The organism is Haloferax larsenii, assembly GCF_024730625.1.
Classification (GTDB): Archaea; Halobacteriota; Halobacteria; order Halobacteriales; family Haloferacaceae; genus Haloferax; species Haloferax larsenii.
Genome location: NZ_CP078065.1, coordinates 286,362 through 305,981 on the forward strand (window position 1 = coordinate 286,362; position 19,620 = coordinate 305,981).

21 protein-coding genes are annotated in these 19,620 nt (G+C 63.0%); 13 read left to right on the forward strand and 8 right to left on the reverse strand.

Annotation, left to right across the window (positions count from 1 at the left end; translation table 11 throughout):
- The first annotated feature begins 5 nt into the window (after positions 1-5).
- The 8 genes from KU306_RS18760 to KU306_RS18795 all read left to right on the forward strand — a co-directional run bounded on the left by KU306_RS18760 (position 6) and on the right by KU306_RS18795 (position 8,217).
- Positions 6-782, forward strand: a complete 777-nt coding sequence (locus KU306_RS18760; RefSeq protein WP_258303741.1) for a hypothetical protein — start codon at positions 6-8, stop codon at positions 780-782.
- Between the two features lie 53 nt (positions 783-835).
- Positions 836-1,720, forward strand: a complete 885-nt coding sequence (locus KU306_RS18765) for a universal stress protein (RefSeq protein ID WP_258303742.1) — start codon at positions 836-838, stop codon at positions 1,718-1,720.
- Positions 1,720-2,934, forward strand: coding sequence for an inorganic phosphate transporter (locus KU306_RS18770; RefSeq protein WP_007540980.1), 1,215 nt, complete (start codon positions 1,720-1,722; stop codon positions 2,932-2,934). The genes KU306_RS18765 and KU306_RS18770 overlap by 1 nt, the downstream gene beginning before the upstream one ends.
- Positions 2,935-3,021: 87 nt before the next feature.
- Positions 3,022-3,627: a class I SAM-dependent methyltransferase gene (locus KU306_RS18775; RefSeq protein WP_258303743.1), complete on the forward strand. Its 606-nt coding sequence runs from the start codon at positions 3,022-3,024 to the stop codon at positions 3,625-3,627.
- A 135-nt stretch (positions 3,628-3,762) separates the two neighbouring features.
- On the forward strand, positions 3,763-6,015 hold the full coding sequence (locus KU306_RS18780) for an NADP-dependent malic enzyme (protein WP_258303744.1): 2,253 nt from the start codon (positions 3,763-3,765) through the stop codon (positions 6,013-6,015).
- Positions 6,016-6,117: 102 nt separating this feature from the next.
- Positions 6,118-6,732, forward strand: a complete 615-nt coding sequence (locus tag KU306_RS18785; RefSeq protein WP_258303745.1) for a hypothetical protein — start codon at positions 6,118-6,120, stop codon at positions 6,730-6,732.
- Between the two features lie 49 nt (positions 6,733-6,781).
- Positions 6,782-7,654 (forward strand): amidohydrolase family protein, encoded by an 873-nt coding sequence (locus KU306_RS18790; protein ID WP_007540989.1) that lies wholly within the window; start codon positions 6,782-6,784, stop codon positions 7,652-7,654.
- A gap of 104 nt (positions 7,655-7,758) precedes the next feature.
- Positions 7,759-8,217: an SRPBCC family protein gene (locus KU306_RS18795; protein ID WP_258303746.1), complete on the forward strand. Its 459-nt coding sequence runs from the start codon at positions 7,759-7,761 to the stop codon at positions 8,215-8,217.
- A gap of 12 nt (positions 8,218-8,229) precedes the next feature.
- Here KU306_RS18795 and KU306_RS18800 read toward each other — a convergent pair whose 3' ends face one another.
- Both KU306_RS18800 and KU306_RS18805 read right to left on the reverse strand, forming a co-directional pair.
- On the reverse strand, positions 8,230-8,994 hold the full coding sequence (locus KU306_RS18800; RefSeq protein ID WP_007540993.1) for an enoyl-CoA hydratase/isomerase family protein: 765 nt from the start codon (positions 8,992-8,994) through the stop codon (positions 8,230-8,232).
- Between the two features lie 23 nt (positions 8,995-9,017).
- Positions 9,018-9,665, reverse strand: a complete 648-nt coding sequence (locus KU306_RS18805) for a helix-turn-helix domain-containing protein (protein WP_258303747.1) — start codon at positions 9,663-9,665, stop codon at positions 9,018-9,020.
- A 92-nt stretch (positions 9,666-9,757) separates the two neighbouring features.
- Here KU306_RS18805 and paaA point away from each other — a divergent pair, with 92 nt between their 5' ends.
- The 5 genes from paaA to paaE are packed head-to-tail and all read left to right on the forward strand — an operon-like array spanning position 9,758 to position 12,510.
- On the forward strand, positions 9,758-10,705 hold the full coding sequence (gene paaA, locus KU306_RS18810) for a 1,2-phenylacetyl-CoA epoxidase subunit PaaA (protein ID WP_007540997.1): 948 nt from the start codon (positions 9,758-9,760) through the stop codon (positions 10,703-10,705).
- A 12-nt stretch (positions 10,706-10,717) separates the two neighbouring features.
- Positions 10,718-11,047 (forward strand): 1,2-phenylacetyl-CoA epoxidase subunit PaaB, encoded by a 330-nt coding sequence (gene paaB / locus KU306_RS18815; protein WP_007540998.1) that lies wholly within the window; start codon positions 10,718-10,720, stop codon positions 11,045-11,047.
- Complete coding sequence (paaC, locus tag KU306_RS18820) at positions 11,047-11,919, forward strand: 1,2-phenylacetyl-CoA epoxidase subunit PaaC (RefSeq protein WP_007541000.1); 873 nt, start codon at positions 11,047-11,049, stop codon at positions 11,917-11,919. The genes paaB and paaC overlap by 1 nt, the downstream gene beginning before the upstream one ends.
- On the forward strand, positions 11,912-12,337 hold the full coding sequence (gene paaD, locus KU306_RS18825) for a 1,2-phenylacetyl-CoA epoxidase subunit PaaD (RefSeq protein ID WP_007541002.1): 426 nt from the start codon (positions 11,912-11,914) through the stop codon (positions 12,335-12,337). Before paaC ends, paaD begins: the two co-directional genes overlap by 8 nt.
- A 2-nt stretch (positions 12,338-12,339) precedes the next feature.
- A complete protein-coding gene (gene paaE / locus KU306_RS18830; protein ID WP_007541004.1) occupies positions 12,340-12,510 on the forward strand; it encodes a 1,2-phenylacetyl-CoA epoxidase subunit PaaE in 171 nt (56 codons plus the stop codon).
- Positions 12,511-12,753: 243 nt separating this feature from the next.
- Here paaE and KU306_RS18835 read toward each other — a convergent pair whose 3' ends face one another.
- The 6 genes from KU306_RS18835 to KU306_RS18860 form a co-directional block, all read right to left on the reverse strand.
- Positions 12,754-14,202, reverse strand: coding sequence for an aldehyde dehydrogenase family protein (locus tag KU306_RS18835; RefSeq protein WP_258303749.1), 1,449 nt, complete (start codon positions 14,200-14,202; stop codon positions 12,754-12,756).
- Positions 14,203-14,366: 164 nt separating this feature from the next.
- Positions 14,367-14,750, reverse strand: a complete 384-nt coding sequence (locus KU306_RS18840) for a PaaI family thioesterase (RefSeq protein ID WP_007541008.1) — start codon at positions 14,748-14,750, stop codon at positions 14,367-14,369.
- A 77-nt stretch (positions 14,751-14,827) separates the two neighbouring features.
- The gene (gene paaK, locus KU306_RS18845) at positions 14,828-16,117 is read right to left on the reverse strand and encodes a phenylacetate--CoA ligase PaaK (RefSeq protein ID WP_258303750.1); all 1,290 of its coding nucleotides are present in this window, start codon (positions 16,115-16,117) and stop codon (positions 14,828-14,830) included.
- A gap of 47 nt (positions 16,118-16,164) precedes the next feature.
- The gene (locus KU306_RS18850; protein ID WP_258303751.1) at positions 16,165-16,890 is read right to left on the reverse strand and encodes an ABC transporter ATP-binding protein; all 726 of its coding nucleotides are present in this window, start codon (positions 16,888-16,890) and stop codon (positions 16,165-16,167) included.
- Positions 16,887-17,651: an ABC transporter ATP-binding protein gene (locus KU306_RS18855; protein WP_258303752.1), complete on the reverse strand. Its 765-nt coding sequence runs from the start codon at positions 17,649-17,651 to the stop codon at positions 16,887-16,889. Before KU306_RS18855 ends, KU306_RS18850 begins: the two co-directional genes overlap by 4 nt.
- The gene (locus tag KU306_RS18860) at positions 17,644-19,620 is read right to left on the reverse strand and encodes an ABC transporter permease (protein WP_007541015.1); all 1,977 of its coding nucleotides are present in this window, start codon (positions 19,618-19,620) and stop codon (positions 17,644-17,646) included. The genes KU306_RS18855 and KU306_RS18860 overlap by 8 nt, the downstream gene beginning before the upstream one ends.

Below are 19,620 nucleotides of genomic sequence, written 5' to 3' on the forward strand. Positions count from 1 at the left end.
GTTGGATGAGTTCGTCAGTGATGAACACGATTCAGGCAGTTGATTCCGGGACCGCGTTGTTCGGCGCGGGATTCCTCGTCGTGGGTGGATTCGTCGTGCTCGTCAGTGGCCGGTACGTCTGGAGAACGCTCTCTGTCGCTCGGGCCGACGAAGTGTCGGCGGTTGGAACACAACACGCCGGCGACGTGGTCAAAGTGACTGGCACTGCGTCCCGTGCCGAAGACGGAGCCCTCGTCTCGCCGTTTAGTGAGCGGCCGTCGCTTGCGGTCCGATACGAGATTGCAGAACGGCGCATCTCTCCGATAGTGGTCCCGTGGTTCGTGACCATCTTCACCAATTCGGCGTCTGTCCCGTTTACCCTGGACACGGGGTCACAGCGCGTTACGGTCGAGTCCCCTCCACGGACCGTAACCACTTCCACGGACGTGGTCGCGACAGTCGGGCCGGACGAGGCCCTCCCAGACCATATCGCGTCGTTCGAACGTGAGACGGACGCTGTGGCCGCTTCGACGTGGTGGCGGACTCCACCTCGTGTCGTTCGCCGTCTGTGGTCGGTCATCGGGCTTGGTGCACGCAGGTACACCGAAGAACGCGTCGTGCCAGGGGACAGCGTAACCGTGGTCGGCCGTGTTTCCGGCGACTCTGCGACTCTCTCTCCGGTCGTCGTGTCGTCCTTCTCGCCGATGCGAAGTGTCTACCGGATGGCGTCGACATCTGTCGTGGGGCTTTCTATCGGCCTCGTCTGTCTCGTCCTCGGAACTGTGCTCGTCACGCTGTCGTAGTCGGGTCTCTCACCGCGCGAAGTCTTTTGGTACGTTGTCACGAACTTCGAGTGATGGAGCACTCGAACACCGACGGCCCCGTCCTCGTCGCAGTCGAAGACCCGGCCCACGTCCAGCAACTGGTTCGGACGGCGGGCGACCTCGCGCGGGCGCGGTCGGGAGCCGTACGACTCGTCACGGTTCTCGTCAAGCCGTACGACTCTCCGTTCGGCGTGTTCGACGACGAGACCATTCTCCGTAATTTCTCAGGTGACTCGCGGGAACTCCTCGCGAAGGCGAAACCGCCTGAGGGGGTCGTCGTCGAACGCGACGTCGTCGTCGCTCGGTCGGTCGCGGGTGGAGTGTTGAAGGCCGTCGGAGAGACAGCGCCGTCGGCCCTCGTGGTCGGATGGCTTGGCCTCTCGCGGCGGTCGGACGCCGTCTTCGGGACGACCGTGGACAAACTCATCGAGAAAGCTCCCTGTGACGTCTACGTCGAACGAATCGGACAGGAAGCAAACGGCGTCGATTCGATACTCGTGCCAGTCGCTGGCGGCCCGCACGTGGAGGCCGCAGCGGCAGTCGCCAGCGCCATCGCCGACCGCAACGACGCCCGAATTCTCGTCTACTCGGTCGCGACACCGTCGTTCGGCACGGAAGGTGCCAGAGAATTCGTCGAGGCGGGGAGCGATACGGTGAAGATGACACCGCCCTTCGGCGGTCCTATCGAGACGAAAATCGAGACGGCAGACGATGCGACGACGGCTATCATCGAGGAGTCGGCCGCCCACGACATCGTCGTCTTGGGGGCGACTCGAAAGGGGCCACTCCGGCGGCGACTCGTCGGGTCGGTCGCCAAGCAGGTCGTCGCACGAACCGACACGACGGTCATTCTCGCACGAGATGCCGACGTCGTCAGAACGCCGCTCCAACGACTTGGTGAGTTGCTCCGACGGTGATGGACGCTGGCTTCTGGATTCTGGTTGCGATGGCGACTGCGACAGGCGTCGCTACCGCGTGGACGCTCGGGGCAAACAGCAACTCACCCCCGTTCGCCCCGGCTATCGGTGCCAACGCGATTTCGACGATGCGCGCCGCGTTCATGATTGGCATCCTCGCCATGCTGGGCGCGCTCACGCAGGGTGGGAGTATCTCTGAGACGGTCGGTGTCGGCCTGATAGACGGCGTCGCTATCACGTCGCTCGCGGCGACAGCGGGCTTGCTGACCGCTGCGACGTTCATGGCGTTCGGCATCTACTCCGGGTACCCGGTTCCGGCGGCGTTCGCGACGACGGGTGCGATGATTGGTGTTGGCCTCTCTCTGGGTGGCGACCCCGTCTTCGACACCTACAGACGAATCGGGACGTTCTGGGTGTTGGTGCCGCCGGTCTCCGGGACATTGGCGTACGTAACCGCGACGCTCCTCCGCCGGGACGACATCCCAGAGACGGTGAGTGTGCCGATTCTTGCGGCCGTCGTCGGTGGTATCCTCGCAAACGTCAGGCTCGGTGTTATCCCGTCGGCCCCCGGTTCCGAACAGGGGTCGCTGTCGGGCTTCATTGCTCGGACGGTGACAGACGTACAGATTCTCTCTGGGCTCGTCCCCTCCGACGCCGTCGCTGCCGCGGTGACGCTCGGACTGGCAGCAGTGAGTTTCCAGTTCATCCGCCGTCGCACCCAGCAGTCTGTCGAGGGCGGCGTTCGAACGTTCCTCATCGGTCTCGGGAGCGTGGTCGCGTTCTCAAGTGGCGGCAGTCAGGTCGGACTGGCGACGGGACCGCTCGAAACGCTCTACGGAACCGAACTCGGATTACCGTCCTTCGTCCTGCTCGGCGTCGGCGCTATCGGGATTCTCGCCGGGGCGTGGATGGGTTCGACCAGGCTCCTGCAGGCGACCGCACGGGAGTACGCCCAACTCGGTGCCCGACGCTCGATTGCGGCACTCGTTCCCGGATTCATCATCGCGCAGGTCGCCATTGGACTGGGAATCCCGATTTCGTTCAACAACATCATCATCTCCGGCGTCATCGGCGGTGGTCTCGCCGGTGGTTCGGCCGGTGTCTCACGCCGAAAGATTGGCGTCACGCTCGCCTTTTGGCTTCTCACGCTCGGCTCGTCAGTGATCATCGGGTACGGCGTCTATTGGGCGTTTGCCGCCGCGATAGGCGGGTAGGTATCTGACACCTGTATTTCCGGACGTTGCGGTGTCGGCACACCTGACTTCCCGGACGTTGAACACAGTCGGCTCCGAAGACCCACTATGGAGTGGGACGAGCGGTTCCGCGACGGAACGTACCCGACCGACCCCGACCCGTCGCCCGTGTTGCGGGCGCACGTCGAGACGTTCCCGGAAGGGCGGGCACTGGACGTTGCGACCGGAACTGGCCGCAATTCGCTGTTTCTCGCCGAGCGAGGATACGACGTGGACGCGCTCGACTTCTCCGAAGAGGGGCTTCGAATCGTCCGCGAGCGTGCCCGCGAGACCGGCGTCGAGGACCGAATCGAGACGATTCAGGCGGACGCCAAAACCTACGATTTCCCCGAGCACACCTACGACGTTATCACCATCAGCTACTACAAGACGCTCGACAGACTGAGCGATATCAAAGCGGCTCTGAACCCCGGCGGCGTGCTGTTTTACCAGCATCACCTTCGGTCTGACCCGCCTGCGACGGTCGGCCCGCGGACGGACCGGTATCGACTGCAGTCGAACGAACTCCTTCGCGCCTGTCTGGACCTGACTGTGCTGTACTACGAGGAGTCCACAGAGCAGGTCGACGACCGGACGTCGGCGACGGCGACGGTGATTGCGCGGAACACGCAGGGCGGGGTACAATCGTATCCCGTTCGACACTGGGACCGCTGAGGCTCGACGCGGAGATTGATTCGGGGCTCGCAACGAGGCTCACCACGATTCGACACGTGGGCCCTGTTACGCACCCCCGCTCGGCTGTCCGAACGAAGAGACTACTACCCTCCCTCCCTCAGGCGAGCGTACCCAATGACACTGGAAGACGACGCACGGGAGTACCATCGGGAGTCTCCACCGGGCAAGCTAGAGATTTCGACGACGAAACCGACGAACACGCAACGAGACCTCTCGCTCGCATACTCGCCGGGCGTCGCAGCCCCGTGTCGGGATATCGCAGACGACGAAACGCTCGCCTACGAGTACACCGCGAAAGAAAACCTCGTGGGCGTCGTCTCCAACGGGTCGGCCGTGCTCGGTCTCGGTGATATCGGTGCGCAGGCGTCGAAACCGGTCATGGAGGGGAAGGGCGTCCTGTTCAAGCGCTTCGCCGATATCGACGTGTTCGACGTCGAACTCGACCTCGAAGAGACCGAGGCGTTCGTGCAGGCGGTCGCGGCGATGGAACCGACGTTCGGCGGCATCAACCTCGAAGACATCAAAGCACCGCAGTGCTTCCAAATCGAAGAGCGCCTCCGTGAGGAGATGTCGATTCCTGTCTTCCACGACGACCAGCACGGGACGGCAATCATCTCCGGGGCAGCCCTCCTCAACGCGGTCGATATCGTCGGCAAGGACCTCTCTGAGTTGGAAGTCACGTTCGCCGGGGCGGGCGCGGCGGCAACCGCCACTGCTCGATTCTACGTCTCGCTCGGCATCCCACACGAAAACATCACCATGTGCGATATCGACGGGATTCTCTCGGAGTCCCGTGCCGAGGCCGGCGACCTCGACGAGTACACCGAACCGTTCGCCCGTGGCGTTTCGGACGGCACCCTCGAAGACGCGATGGCGGGTGCAGACGTGTTCGTCGGCCTCTCTGTCGGCGGCATCGTCTCACAGGAGATGGTTCGGTCGATGGCGAACGACCCAATCATCTTCGCGATGGCGAATCCGGACCCCGAAATTTCCTACGAGGAGGCCAAGAACGCCCGCGACGACATGGTTATCATGGCGACTGGGCGGTCGGATTACCCGAACCAGGTGAACAACGTCCTCGGATTCCCCTTCATCTTCCGCGGCGCACTCGACGTTCGGGCGACAGAAATCAACGAGGAGATGAAACGCGCGGCCGCCGAGGCACTCGCCAACCTCGCCAGAGAGGACGTTCCCGACGCGGTCGTCAAAGCGTACGGCGACGAACCGTTGCAGTTCGGCCCTAACTATCTCATCCCGAAACCGCTCGACCAGCGTGTTCTCTACGAGGTGACGCCAGCGGTGGCGAAAGCGGCGATGGAGAGCGGTGCTGCACGCCGCGAGCGCGACCTCGACGTGTACCGCGAAGAGTTAGAAGCGCGTCTCGGGAAGTCCCGCGAGATGATGCGCGTCGTCCTCAACAAGGCGATGTCGAACCCCAAGCGCGTCGTGCTCGCCGAGGGCGAAGACGAGAAGACGATTCGCGCGGCCAGTCAACTGCTCGAAGAGGGCATCGCCGAACCGATTCTCGTCGGCCGGACGACCCGAATCCTCCGGAAGGCCGAAGAACTCGGCCTCGACTTCGACCCTATCATCGCCAACCCCCACGACGGCGAGTGGAACCACTACGCCGACTACCTGTACGAACAGCGCCAGCGCAAGGGGCTCACTCGGACCGAGGCGAGCGAACTCATCCGGCAGGACCCGAACTACTTCGCCAGCGTGATGGTCGAGATGGACGACGCCGACGCGATGCTGACGGGGCTTACCCACCACTACCCGTCTGCGCTCCGCCCACCGCTGCAAATCATCGGGACCGCAGACGACGCCGACTACGCGGCCGGCGTCTACATGCTGACGTTCAAGAACCGCGTCGTCTTCTGCGCCGACGCGACGGTCAACCTCGACCCCGACGAGAACGTCCTTGCGGAAGTGACGAAGCATACGGCAGAACTCGCTCGTCGGTTCAACGTCGAACCTCGCGCCGCACTGCTGTCGTACTCCGACTTCGGCAGCGTCGAAAACGAGGGCACCCGCAAACCGAGGGAGGCCGTGAAACTCCTGCACGACGACCCGGCCGTGGACTTCCCGGTCGACGGTGAGATGCAAGCCGACACGGCGCTCGTCGAGGAGATGCTGACCGACACCTACGACTTCGCCGACCTCGACGGTCCGGCGAACGTGCTGGTCTTCCCGAACCTCGAAGCAGGGAATATCGGCTACAAACTCCTCCAGCGTCTCGGCGGTGCGGAGGCCATCGGCCCGATGCTCGTCGGCATGGACAAACCCGTGCACGTCCTCCAGCGCGGCGACGAAGTGAAGGACATCGTCAACATGGCTGGCGTCGCGGTCGTCGACGCACAGGAGTAAGCGCGGGGAGAATCGCGGTCGAAGCCTGGACGCGTACTTCCGCTTCCAAATCACGTCAAAACGATGAAAGATATATGGTGTACTGTCGTGTTACCGTCACATATGGGTGAACCAACGGAAGGCGGCGACGACGGGCCACCTGCGACAAACCGGGATGGACAGCGAGGAGTATCCGGCAGTCGCACCGAAGAATTTGTCACGCGCACACTCCAATACGAATGGGCAGACACTATCGTCGCCAACCCACCCGAGACCGAGGGAGTCTCGTGGGTTCCCGGTAACATCGGCGATTCGTGGGGCCGTGTCGCTCCTGACGCGTGGAGCATCGGGCGAGAATTCGGAGTCGACCTGTATTTCAGACACCATCCCACCCTAGAGTTGTTCGGTCGCGGGACGTTCCATCTCGAACTCACAGCCGACCTCGTCGAGGGTGAGGACCAGGCGTCACCGGCCGATGAGAACCTCGGGGCGCTCCGACAGGTTCTCGCCGACGCCGTCACCCACGACGACCCTGACGAACTCGTCGACGGGTCGTGGGTGGAGTCGACGTTGGTCGAAGACGACGAACACGTTCTCTGGCGGGCGACCTACAATTTCTCCGCTGGCGACGACGTCGCCTATTACGAGACGTTGCAGACGGCTCTCGAAGACCACGCGTGGATTGTCCCACTCGTCACCGACGCGTTCCAGTCGATGGCAGACGATTTCTCGGACTGAATTGCCCGACTCCGTTCGATTTTTACCGTCACGGCGTAGTTGTACACTGATGACCGTGAGGGATACACTCGACGAGCCGCGCATCATCGACACCCACGCACACCAGCCGACGGCGGAGTTCCTGCGGGACGCTGGCGGCGAGATGATGCAGGACGCGGCGAACAAGTTCGGCACGGAGATGGAGACGTGGGACTATGAGGCGATGATAGAGGAGTACCACGAACAGGGCATCGGAAAGGCCATCATGCTCGGGTGGGACGCCGAGACGAACACGGGCAACCCGCCGGTTCCGAACGACTACGTCGCCGAAATCCGCGACGAGTACCCGGACTTCTTCATCGGATTCGGGAGCGTCGACCCGCTGAAAGACGACTGCGTCGAGGAGGCGATTCGGTGCGTCGAAGACCTCGACCTCTCCGGGTTCAAGTTCCAGCAAATCGCACAGGGCTTCGACCCGAGTGACGAGGAACATACCGAACTCTTCGACACCATCGAGGACCTCGGCGTGCCAGTCGTCTTCCACGGCGGGAACTCCACGCTCGGTGCTGGTTCGCCCGGCGGACGCGGCCTCAAAATCAAGTACGGAAATCCGATGCTCATCGACGACGTGGCGGCGGAACACCCGGACCTCCAGATTCTCATCGCTCACCCGGCGTTCCCGTGGGAGAAAGAGCAACTGGCCATCTGCCAGCAGAAGGGGAACGTCTACATGGACTTCTCGGGGTGGCTGCCGAAGTACATCGACGACCAGGTGCTTCACTACGCGAAGACGGTCCTGCAGGACAAGGTGATGTTCGGCACCGACTACCCGATGATTCGCCCCGAGCGCTGGTTCGAATCGTTCGACGAGTACTTCGACGCGCCCGACGAGGTCAAGCGAAAGCTTCTCTGGGAGAACGCCGAGGAGTTCCTCGGGCTGTAACCCGGCTCACGCCTGTTTTTCGGACGAGTCGTGGTTTTCCCGGCGGTTCAGCGTGTGCCACCGAACGAACCGTTATCCTGTGGGAGGAAGTATCTAGATGCACGATGATTCTCGAAGAGACCACCAGCGTGAACGCGTCCGCCGAAAGCATCTACCACTTCTTCGAGACGATGGACGAGAATTACGAGCGCTGGCACCCCGACCACATCGAATTTCGGTGGGTGAGTGGTGATGGGTTAGAGACCGGTGCGGAGGCGTATTTCGAAGAGCGCATCGCGGGCAAGCTACAGCAGAAGACGGTCCGATTCACGGAGGTCGTTCCCGACCGGTACATCGAGTTCAAACCCACGTCGTGGCTGGTGGGACTGCTCATGCCGTCTCTCAGTTTCACCATCGACCCGACCACCGACGGCTGCGACTTTACCCAACGAATCAAGGTACGGACCGGCCCAATCGGTGCCCGGTTGAATCGGCGGGAGTTCGACGCTGTTCGGGAGCACATGAGAGAGGAAGGCGAGAATCTAAACCGCATCCTCGAATCAGAAGCCACCAGTACTGTCTGAGTGGGAGCTGATTCAGTCGAACTCCGGTCGCCGCTTTTCGAGAAACGCCGAGACGCCTTCCTCGTGGGAGTCGGTATCGTAGGCGAGCGTCTGAGCGTGCGCTTCGTGTTCGAGGCCGTCGCGCCACGACCGGCCGAGATTCGCGTGAATCGCCTCTTTTGCGAGTGCGAGCGTCTCCGTCGGGCGCGAGGCGAGCGTTTCGACCATCTCGTCGACGACCGAATCGAGTTCGGCGGCGGCGACTACCTCGTTCACCAAGTCGAGTTCGGCCGCTCGCTCGGCCGAGATGAGTTTTCCCGTGAACGCCAGCTCTTTCGCCGCTCGGAGGCCGATAAGTCGGGGAAGGGTCACAGTCGCACCCGCATCAGGGACGAGACCGACGTTGACGAACGAGGCACCGAATCGAGCATCCTGGGCGGCGTAGGCGAAGTCGCAGGCGGCGACGACCGAAGTCCCAGCACCGACGGCGTCGCCGTTGACCTTGGCGACGACCGGAACCGGGGCAGTGAGAATCGCCTCGGCAACCCGTCCGAGTGTTCCCCGGACGCGTTCGTACGCTTCGCGGGCGGTTTCGTCTCGCTTGGCCATCGCCTCGATGTCGCCGCCTGCGCTGAAGGCGTCGCCGTCGCCGGTGAGAACGACGGCATCGAACTCTTCGGGAGTCACCTCTTCGAGCGCTTCCGAGAGTTCGCGTGCCACGTCGCCGGTGAAGGCGTTCTTTACCTCGGGGCGGTCGAACGCTACAACTCGGACGCCGTCGGCGTCTTCGACTCGCATACGCCGGTGTACACGGACAGCACTTATATAGTCTCGCCGAAAATTGTCCGAAAGAGCGACTGCTGTGCTCGGCGTAAGCGTTCGAGGAACGCGGACTTGCTGATGCCGAGTTCCGTTGCAACCTCGTCTGCAGTGTGTTGCCTCGGGATGGCGAAGTAGCCCAACTCCAACGCGACGCGAAGGCTCTCTTCTTGCGCCGGAGTCAGGTCCCACGCACGGCCGATTGGTTCGTCTTCGTCGGCACGGAGCGGATAGACACGCTGGAGTGTGATTCCGACTGTCTGGCCCGCTTTCTCCATCACACCCCGAAGCACGTCGTAGCCGACGACGGCACCGCGCATCGTCGCCCCGCCCCCGCTGTACTGCATCGACTCGACGAGGAAGCCCTCGTCGACGAGTTCGTGGACGACACACGGGTGTTTCGAGAGACACCGATACGTACAGGCGTCGTCACCCCCCGTGACGTGGAGATACCGGATTCGCTCGTCGCGGTCCAGCGTCGTCGCCAGTCGGTCATCGAGCGGCGCTGAAAAGCGGAGCAGCACGTTTCCATCTGTCCGAAGTTGTGGGGCCGCCGCATCGACCGTTACTGCTGCGTCGGCGGTTGCACGCGCGAGGGGACAGTCGTCTCCCTCGATGCGGAACTCCGCGACGAGGCACTCGTCTATCATGACACGTGTACACACGCACGACCGGTATAAAAATGCAGTCTATAGGCGGGCCAATCGGTAAGTGGTTGCTCACGATAGTTTATGGCAGAGAGATGGACATCGAAACCGTCAAAGAACGGGCAGGGCCGCGAGAGTTCTCCGCCAAAGACGACATGCCGGAGGAGTATCGTAAGGCTGCGACCCGGATGATTCAGTTCCACGCGAACAGCGAGATTATGGGGGCGTATCTGGAGCGACCCTTCATCCGTCAGGCACCGAGCTTAGAGCGCAAACTCGCGTTTTCGGCGAAGACGCAGGACGAACTCGGCCACGGGCAACTCCTGTACCGCGCCGCCGAGAGTCTGGGCATCAAGACTCGCGACGAGATGCTCGACGAACTCGCCAACGGCGAAGGGAAGTTCCTGAACTGCTTCCACTACCCGATGGAGTCGTGGGTGGAGACCCCGATGATTGCGTTCTTCGTCGACGGCGCGGCGATGCGTCGGCAGGCGACGCTGAAGAACACCTCGTGGGAGCCGTACGCCCACGCGATGGACAAGGTCTGTTTCGAGGAGGGATTCCACGTCAAACACGGCGAGGCAATCCTCCACGAACTGATGACCGGCTCCAAGAAGGAACAGGAGATGACCCAAGAGGCCTTCGAGAAGTGGTGGCCTCGTATCATCCAGTTCTTCGGTCCCACCGACAAGCAGTCGACCCATCACGGCTTCGCCAGTGAGGTTGGCCTCAAGCAGATGTCGAACGACGAACTCCGGCGGGCGTTCCTCAACAGCTACGTCCCGAAGGCCGAGAAGTACGGCCTCGAAATCCCGGACACCCCGCGCATCACGAAGAACGACGACGGAACCTACGAGGTCAACGAAGATGACCTCGACTGGGACGAGTTCTTCCAGATTGCGAAAAACGAGTACGAACCCGGTGTCGGCCAAATCGACGGCCGCAAGAAGGCCCAAGAGGCGGTCGCGTGGGTTCGCGAATCGATGGACAAGCACGAACAGGGCATCTACGGCGGCGGCGAGAGCCCGCAGGCGGCGGACTAACGGAGTGATTCGATGATTTGGGAAGTCTTCCGACAAAAGAAAGCTGGCGACTATCACACGCACTGCGGCAACGTCCACGCACCCGACCGCGACATGGCGTTGCTGTTCGCAGAAGTACAGCACGGGCGGCGGATGCCCACCAACAGCCTGTGGGTCGTTCCGAAGGACGAAATCGGCGAAGTCGACACCGAAGACGTCGCCTTCGGCGGCACGACCGACAAGTCCTACCGCTGGGCGATGACCTACAACTTCGAGGCCGCCGCCGAAGAGGTCGCCGCCTCCGAGAGCGAACAGTCCGAAGCCGAACAACAGCGGCGCTCCGTCGTGGAGGGTGACGACTGATGGCGGCAGCGAAACAACTCCCCGGACCGCAGGACCTCTCCGACGACGAGCGGGAGGCCCTCGAGGCGCTCCTGTTCAGTCTGGCGGACGACGAGTTCGTCATCGCCGAGCGCTACACCGAGTGGCAGGTTCGCGCGCCGACTATCGAGTCGGACATCTCGGTCGCCAACATCGCGCAGGACGAACTGGGGCACGCCCGCCTCTATTACGACCTGCTCGAAGACTTCGGCTACGAGGAACCCGACCTCATCTGGGAGCGCGACGCGAGCGAATGGCGACACAGCACCCTCTGTGAACTCCCGTTCGACGAGGGTGACTGGGCCGACTACGTCGTCCGGTCGTTCCTCTTCGACGAAGCCGAGTACATTCGCCTGCAGGCGCTCGAAGGCTCGTCGTATCCGCGTCTGGCCGACCGCATCGAGAAGATTCTCGCCGAGGAGACGTACCACCGCGAACACGCCCGTAGTTGGCTCGAACGCCTCTGTGAGGACGACGAGTCGCGCGCTCGGATGCAGGACGCCGTGGACAGGCTCATGCCCCACGCGCTGACGCTGTTCGCGCCGACCGACGAGGACATCGAGGCACGAATCGACGACCTCGGCATCCGCACGGAGAACCTCCTCACCATGCGTGAGGAGTGGCTCGACGAGGTCGTCCCGAGACTCGAATCGGTCGGCCTGCACGTCGAGGAAGCACAGTTACCCGAACAGTACGACGTCCACCACGCCGACTTCGACCTCCCGGACGAACTCGGGCGTGACCAGTCCCACACCGACGCGTGGTTCGACCTCTACGACGAGTTCACGAAGAGTTACCGTGAACTCGGCCGCCACGAGGCGGCGAAGATTATGAAGGACCCAGACGATGAGTAGTGAATTCGACCCCGACCCGACCGAGGCGCAGTACTGCGCACACACAGACTACAGCGAGGGCACCGCCCACGAAGAACTCCCCGCGACTGGCGAGGGTGCCGTCGGCATCGAGCGCGACGTGTGGGACGCTCTCTACACGGTCGAGGACCCGGAGATGCCTATCAGCATCGTCGACTTGGGTCTCATCTACGCCGTCGGGGTCGAATCGGAGACCGGCGAAGCGCGAATCGACATGACCCTCACCTACACCGGCTGTCCGGCTCGCAACATGCTGCGAGACGACATCCGGTCGGCAGTCGAGGCGGTCGAGGGCGTCGAAGACGTGCTCATCAACCTCGTGTGGAGTCCCGCGTGGTCCACCGCGATGGTGACCGAACAGGGGCGCGACGACCTCCGCGATTTCGGCCTGAGCGTGTAACCATGAGACGACTTTCAGACCCGAGCGTCACGACGACCGGAGAGACGGCAGGTGCGCAGTGTCCCTACTGCGACGGGACGAACACCGACCGCGAGCACCCGAAGGGTCCCTCGCTCTGTCGGTCGATGCACTACTGCCACGACTGCGAAGAACCATTCGAGAAGTTCGGCTGAGCGGCCCGACTCTCGGTTGTGCCCGTCTGTGCCTGATTGCATCCATTCCTCGATTTCTCCATCTCTCTTCGAAACGCTGAGTCGTAACTGACTGAGCCAGTCACCTCGCTGAGCGGGACGCTCGCGGGGTTCGAATCGCCCCCTTCTAAGCCGAAATTGGGATTGTGAAAAACGGGGGCACAGGGCAGTCGCCGCTTTTCCAACTGGCACCGAATTGGCGCTCGAAGACGCCGACCGTCGTCCTCAGATGTTGATGTTGACGTTCTTTGCCTGCGTGAACTCGCGGACTGCTTCTTCGCCCTGCTCGCGGCCGTGGCCGCTCTGCTTCGTGCCGCCGAAGGGCGTCTGCGGGAACGTCACCGGGTACTCGTTGACGCTGACCATGCCGTAGTCGAGGCGGTCGGCGACGCGGTGGGCCTTCGAAAGCCCTTGCGTCCAGATACCGGCGAGGAGGCCGTACGGCGAGTCGTTGGCGAGTTCCACTGCTTCCTCCCAGTCCGAGAACTCGATGACCGAGAGAACCGGCCCGAAGATTTCCTCGCGGGCGACCGTCATGTCGTTGCTCACGTCGGTCAGGACGGTCGGTCTGACGAAGTAGCCCGAGTCTTTGTCCTCGTCGACACCGCCGCCACAGGCGACGGTCGCGCCTTCTTTCTCACCGATGGAGATGTACTCCAGTACGTCCTCCATGTGGCTCTCGCTGACGACGGGACCCATGCGGGCGTCGTCGTCGATGCCGGAGCCGAGCGTGGTGGACTCGGCGCGCTGGACGATTTTCTCGACCAGTTCGTCCGCGACGTCCTCGTGGACGAGGAGGCGCGACCCGGCCCAGCACATCTGACCGGCGTTCATGAAGATACCGTAGTGGACGCCCTTCGCGGCGGCGTCGAGGTCGGCGTCCGGGAGGACGATGTTCGGCCCCTTCCCGCCGAGTTCGAGCGTCACGCCGGTGACGTTCTCGGCGGCGTCGGCCATGACCTGCTTGCCGATTTCGGTGCTGCCGGTGAAGGTGACGTGTTCGACGTCCGGGTGCGACGCGAGTGCGGACCCCGCGCCGGACCCAGAGCCGGGCACGACGTTGACGACACCGTCGGGGATGCCAGCCTCGTCCGCGGCGAGGCCGTAGTAGAGCGCCGACAGCGGCGTCTGGCTCGATGGCTTCAGGACGGTTGTGTTGCCGCAGGCCAGCGCGGGGGCGAGGCTCCGGCCCGCGAGTTGGAACGGGTAGTTCCACGGGGCGATGTGCGCGGTGACGCCGAGCGGTTCGCGCGTCGTGAAGTTTACGCGCTCGCCCGGCACCGGGTTGTACTGGCCGGTCACTTTGTCAGCCCACCCGGCGTAGTACCGGAAGGTGTCGATGACCATCTGGACTTCCATCCCGGCTTCGAACGGCGTCTTGCCGTTGTCGTGGGACTCGACCAGCGTAATCTCGTCTTTCATCTCCTCGATGGCGTCGGCCATCGCGTGGAGTTTCTGACCGCGCTCGGATGGCCCCATCGAGCGCCACTCGCTTCCGTACTCGGCTGCCGCGTCCGCCGCTTGGACTGCCGCATCGACGTCTTCCTCGTCGGCGCGTGCTACTGTTGCGTACAGTTCCTCGGTCGCGGGGTCCACGGTCTCGATGGTCTCGCCAGCGGCGGCGTCTACCCACTCGCCGTCGATGTAGAGACTCGTCGGTCCACTGTATTCCATTACGGATTCGTGTTCGGAGCGCAATTATTAATTGTTACCGATTACGCCAACCGTGGCGGGGTTGGGTGCGTCGGGAAAGAGGGTCGCAAGAGTACCTCGCCCGACGTAGAAGCAGGTTATGAATTTTCAAGGCTAAAACCTCGCCCTTTAGGGCGGGGAGAATGTCAACCAGTTTTGTAGACGCCGCGTGCGCTGGCGATGTGTGCCCCGTCCTCTGCGTACACATCCACGTCCACGGTGCCCACGTCGCCGCCGAGACGAACCACGTCCGCTTCAGCGCGAAGGTCGCCAGTTCCGGCGTTCAGGTAGTCGATACGCATGTCGATAGTCGGGACGGGCTGGTCGACGAGACTCACGAGAGCCGCGCCGCCGACCGTGTCCGCGAGCGTGAAGGTGACGCCGCCGTGGGCCATGACCTGGTCGGCGTTCCACGAGAGGTCTTCTCGCATCTCGATGTAGCCCTCTGCGTAGCCGTCTTCGACTTCTGTGACCTCGACGCCCAGGAGTTGGGCGAATGGCATGCTCTCGAAGAACTCCTCGATGTCCATACGGCTATATCTCAGGTGGGCGTTAAGTTGGTTTCGCCCGTCGAAGCTCTCGGACGGAAAAAGCGACTGGAACCCAGTTACCGATGGTCGTAGACGCGTTGTACTTTCCCGACTTTCGTGCGCTCAATGTCGCCGGGTTCGACGAGCGTCACGTCGTCGGGGTTAAACGACAGCACACTGGAGAGTCGTTTGTGGATACGGGCTTTGAGGTCGCTTCGGGAGCCGTCGAAGTCCTCTGCGAGTTCGACCGTCAAGTCGAGTCTGTCGAGCGACTCTTCTCGCCTGAGGTCGATGCGGTAGTGGGGCGCGACTTCGTCGAATTCGAGGACGACCGACTCGACTTCGCTGGGATAGAAGTTGACCCCGCGGACGATGATGAGGTCGTCTGCGCGGCCGGTCACGGAGTTCATCCGCACGCTTGTTCGCCCGCACCCACAGGTGTCGTAGTCGAGGGTGGTCAAGTCGCCAGTTCGGTACCGGAGGACGGGCAACGCGGTCTTCGTGAGCGACGTCAACACGAGCTCACCCTCCTCGCCTTCTTCGACCGGGTCGCCGGTATCCGGGTCGATGAGTTCGGGGTAGAAGTGGTCTTCCCAGATGTGCATGCCATCCTGTTCGAGACATTCGACGGCGACGCCCGGACCGATAATCTCCGAGAGCCCGTAGTTCTCGACGGCGGTCGCGTCGAAGCGCGTCTCTATCTCGTTGCGCATCGGTTCCGTGCAGGGTTCCGCGCCGAAGAGAATCGTCGACAGTGCGAGGTCGGTCGGGTCGTAGCCCATGTCGTCTGCGACTTCCGCGAGGTACAGTGCGTACGACGGGGTGAGACAGATGGCGTCGACGTCGAGGTCGGCGAGCATCTCCACCTGTCGTTGGGTGTTGCCGCCGCCGGTCGGGACGACCGCCATTCCCATCGCAGTCGCCCCATCGTGGAAGCCGAACCCCCCTGTGAACAGCCCGTAGCTGTAGGCGTTCTGGAGGCTGTCGTCACTCGTCAACCCAGCCCCTCGAAAGCCCCGAGCCATTACTTCGCGCCACACGTCGAGGTCACCTTGGGTGTAGCCGACGATTTTCGGTTTCCCGGTGGTTCCAGACGAGGCGTGGATGCGAACCACATCGTCCATATCGACGGCGAACAGGCCAGTCGGATACTCGTCTCTGAAGTCTTCTTTCGTCGTGAACGGCAGTTTCGAGATGTCGTCGACGCCCTCGATGTCGTCCGGTGTGAGCCCCATTTCGTCGAACGCCTCGCGGTAGAACTCGACGTTCTCGTAGGCGTGTCGAACCGTCTCCACCAGACGCTCGTCCTGCACGTCCCGTAACTCGTCTCTGGGGAGTCGTGTCGCGTCCGCGTCGCTGTCCCTCATTACGCTACAGTCCTCCGTACTATCATAAAAAATTGTCCACGATTCGGTTACTCGGCGAGCGAGACGCCGAGGTACCGGTCGAGAACTTCTTCGGACGCGGCAACTTCGTCTGCGGGCCCCTCGTGGACGACTTGTCCTTTGTCGAGGATGTAGACGTAGTCCGCCGCGTCGAGCGCCACCTGCACGTTCTGTTCGACGAGCAGGATGGTGACGCCCTCGTCGTTTAGCTCGGTTATCTTCCGCTGGACTTGCTTGACGATGGACGGGGCGAGGCCCTCGGTCGGCTCGTCGAGCATCAGGAGGTCCGGCGCGGAGACGAGTGCGCGGGCGATGGCGAGCATCTGCTGTTCGCCACCCGAGAGGTTCGCACCCCTGCTCTCGTGGTGGCGCGCGAGGTTTTCGAACTCGTCGATTATCTCGTCGACGCTCGGTTTCTCGATGTCACGTCGGCCGCCGATACGACCGATTTCGACGTTCTCGCGGACAGTCAGTCCGGGGAACACGCGGCGCTCTTCTGGAACGAGCGCGATACCTTCCTGTGCCGTCTTTTCGGGCGAGAGTCCGGTGATGTCGGTGCCGTCGAAGGTGACGGTCCCACTCGTCGGCGACACACTCCCGAGGATGCTGCGGAGCGTCGTCGTCTTCCCGACGCCGTTGCGGCCGATGAGCGTGACGACAGAGCCCTTGTCGACGTCGAGGTTGACGCCCTGGAGGACTCGCGTCGACCCGTATCCGGAGACGAGGTCTCTGACCGAAAGCAGTGGGTCGGTCACGCTTCGACACCTCCGAAGTACGCTCTGCGGACTTCGGGGTCTTCCGAAACCTCATCGGGCGTCCCCTCGGCGAGTATCGCGCCCCGGTGGAGCACCGTGATGCGGTCGGAGACGCGCATCACGAGGTCGATGTCGTGTTCGATGAGGAGCAGCGTCCGGTCCGACAGCACCTCGTCGATGAGGTCCATCGTCGCACGCGTCTCCTCGGCGCTCATCCCCGCCGTCGGCTCGTCGAGGAGGACCATGTCGGGGTCCGTGGCGAGCACGATGGCGATTTCGAGTCGCCGCTTGTCACCGTAGGCGAGGTTGTCGGCGACTTCCTCACCGCGACCCGACAGGCCGGAGCGGTCGAGGACGCGCTGGGTGTGCGCGTTTACTTCCTCGAAGGTGTTCGCACGCTTGAGGAACTCCTCGGTCGGGCGGAAGCCTTCGTGCTGTGCGGCCTGCGCCGAGAGTCTGACGTTCTCGCGGACCGTGAGCCCGGAGAAGATGTTCGTAATCTGGAACGACCGACCGAGGCCTTTGCGGACGCGCTCGTGCGGCGGCAGCCCGGTCACGTCCTCGCCGTTGAACGTGACTGTCCCGTTCGTCGGGCGAAGCGCCCCCGTCAGCAGGTTGAACGTCGTCGTCTTTCCGGCCCCGTTGGGACCGATGAGACTCCGGAACTCGCCGCGTTCGACTTCGAGGTTCACGTCGTCGACGGCGACGAGTTTGCCGAACTCCTTCGTCAGATTCGTCGTCTGGAGGATGGGCTCAGTCATGCTGTTCCACCTCCGTCTCCGTCACTTTCGTCTGGTCGCGGACCACCGACCCGAACGTGGGGTGGTCGGCGACCGTCTGCGGGAGCGACACGAGCCCCCGCGGGACGAAGATGACGAACAGGACGAACAGCACGCCGATGACGAGCTGCCACTGATCGATGTACGACGAGAGGATGTCTTCTGCGGCGACGAAGACACCTGCGCCAATCATCGGGCCGTAGAGCGTCCCCATGCCGCCGAGGACGGTCATCACGATGACCTCACCGGAGTTAATCCAGTGGAGGAACGACGGGGCGACGTAGCCGTTGTTCGCGGCGAAGAGTCCGCCAGCGAGGCCGGCGAGTCCGCCGGAGACGACGAACGCGCGGCGCTTGTAGGCCGTCACGTCGTAGCCGATGAACGAGGCCCGGTCTTCACTCTCGCGGATGGCCTGTAGGACCGACCCGAAGGGCGCGCGGATGAGCCGACGCGCCAGCAAGTACGACCCCACGACCACGGCGAGGAGGAAGTAGTACTGGACGATGCCGCCGTCGAAGACGAACAGGCCCAGCGGAATCTCGAACTCACTGGGGTCGATGCCGAGTCCGGCGAGACCGTAGAACACGTCCACGCCGAAGAGACCGTCAGAGCCGCCGGTGAAGTCGAACTTGAACACGGCGTTGTAGAACAACTCCGCGAACCCGAGGGTAATCATGGCGAAGAATACCCCGGAGACCCGTATCGATAGGTAGCCCACGAACCACGCGATGGCTGCGCAGACTATCACGGCCACGACGAGTGCGACGAACACCGACGGCGAGATGTGAATCAGCGTGAGAACTGATGCGTACGCGCCAACGCCGTAAAACAGCGTGTGTCCCAGTGAGACCAGTCCCGCGTAGCCGAGGACTAAGTCGAGGCTGAGCGCGAACAGCGCCCAGATGAGGATGTCTTCGAGGAGCGTCACGGAGTACGTGACCCCAGTCAACTCCGCGAGGAACGGCACGAGCACGAGGACGCCCACGGCGGCGTAACCGAGTTTCGCCCGTGTCTCAGACGAGAGCACGCCGCCGCCTGCCCCGTGCAGCAGTGCGCCGTCGTGGTGCTCACCGGCACCGATAGAGGTCCCGAAGAGACCCGTCGGCTTGACGACCAACACGACAATCATGAGGAGGAACACGATGAGGCCCTCCAGGAACGGCGTGTAGGTCCGCGCCAGCGTCTGGACAAGACCGACGAACAGGCCGCCAGCGACTGCGCCTCGGAACGACCCGAGACCGCCGAGGACGACGATGACGAAGGCGGGGATGATGACGGCGTTGCCCATCGTGGGACTGACGTTCTGGAACGCACCGAGGACGATGCCGGCGACGCCCGCGAGCGCCGCGCCGAATCCGAACGTCAGCGTGTAGTAGCGGTCGATGTTGATGCCGAGGTTCCGGACCATCTCGCGGTCCTCGGACCCGGCGCGGATTATCATCCCGAACTGGGTACGGCTCAGAAGCAACCACGTCCCGAGCGCGAGCACCGACCCGATGACGATGATGGCGTAGTTGTACATCGAGTACGTGAACCCGAACAGCGCAATCGGCTGGTCGAGCGCGGCCGGGATTGGGAACGGCTGGGCCGACTTGCCCCACACCGAGGTGATGAGGTCATTGATGATGAGCACTAAGCCGAACGTGAGGAGAATATGGTACAGCGGGTCGCGGCCGTAGAGTCGCTTCACGGTGAGCCGTTCGATAGCCATGCCGATGACGCCGACAAGTAGCGGGGCCACGACGAGCGCGACCCAGAAGCCTGCGCCTCCCAGCGGGCCCGCGATGGCGAACGCGAAGTACGCCCCGAGGGCGAACAGTTCGCCGTGGGCGAAGTTGATGACGTCCATCACGCCGAAGATGATGGAGAGGCCGGCCGCGAGGAGGACGTACACCATCCCCACGACGAGTCCGTTGAGGACCTGCTCCGCGACTGCGGTGGCGACAGACAT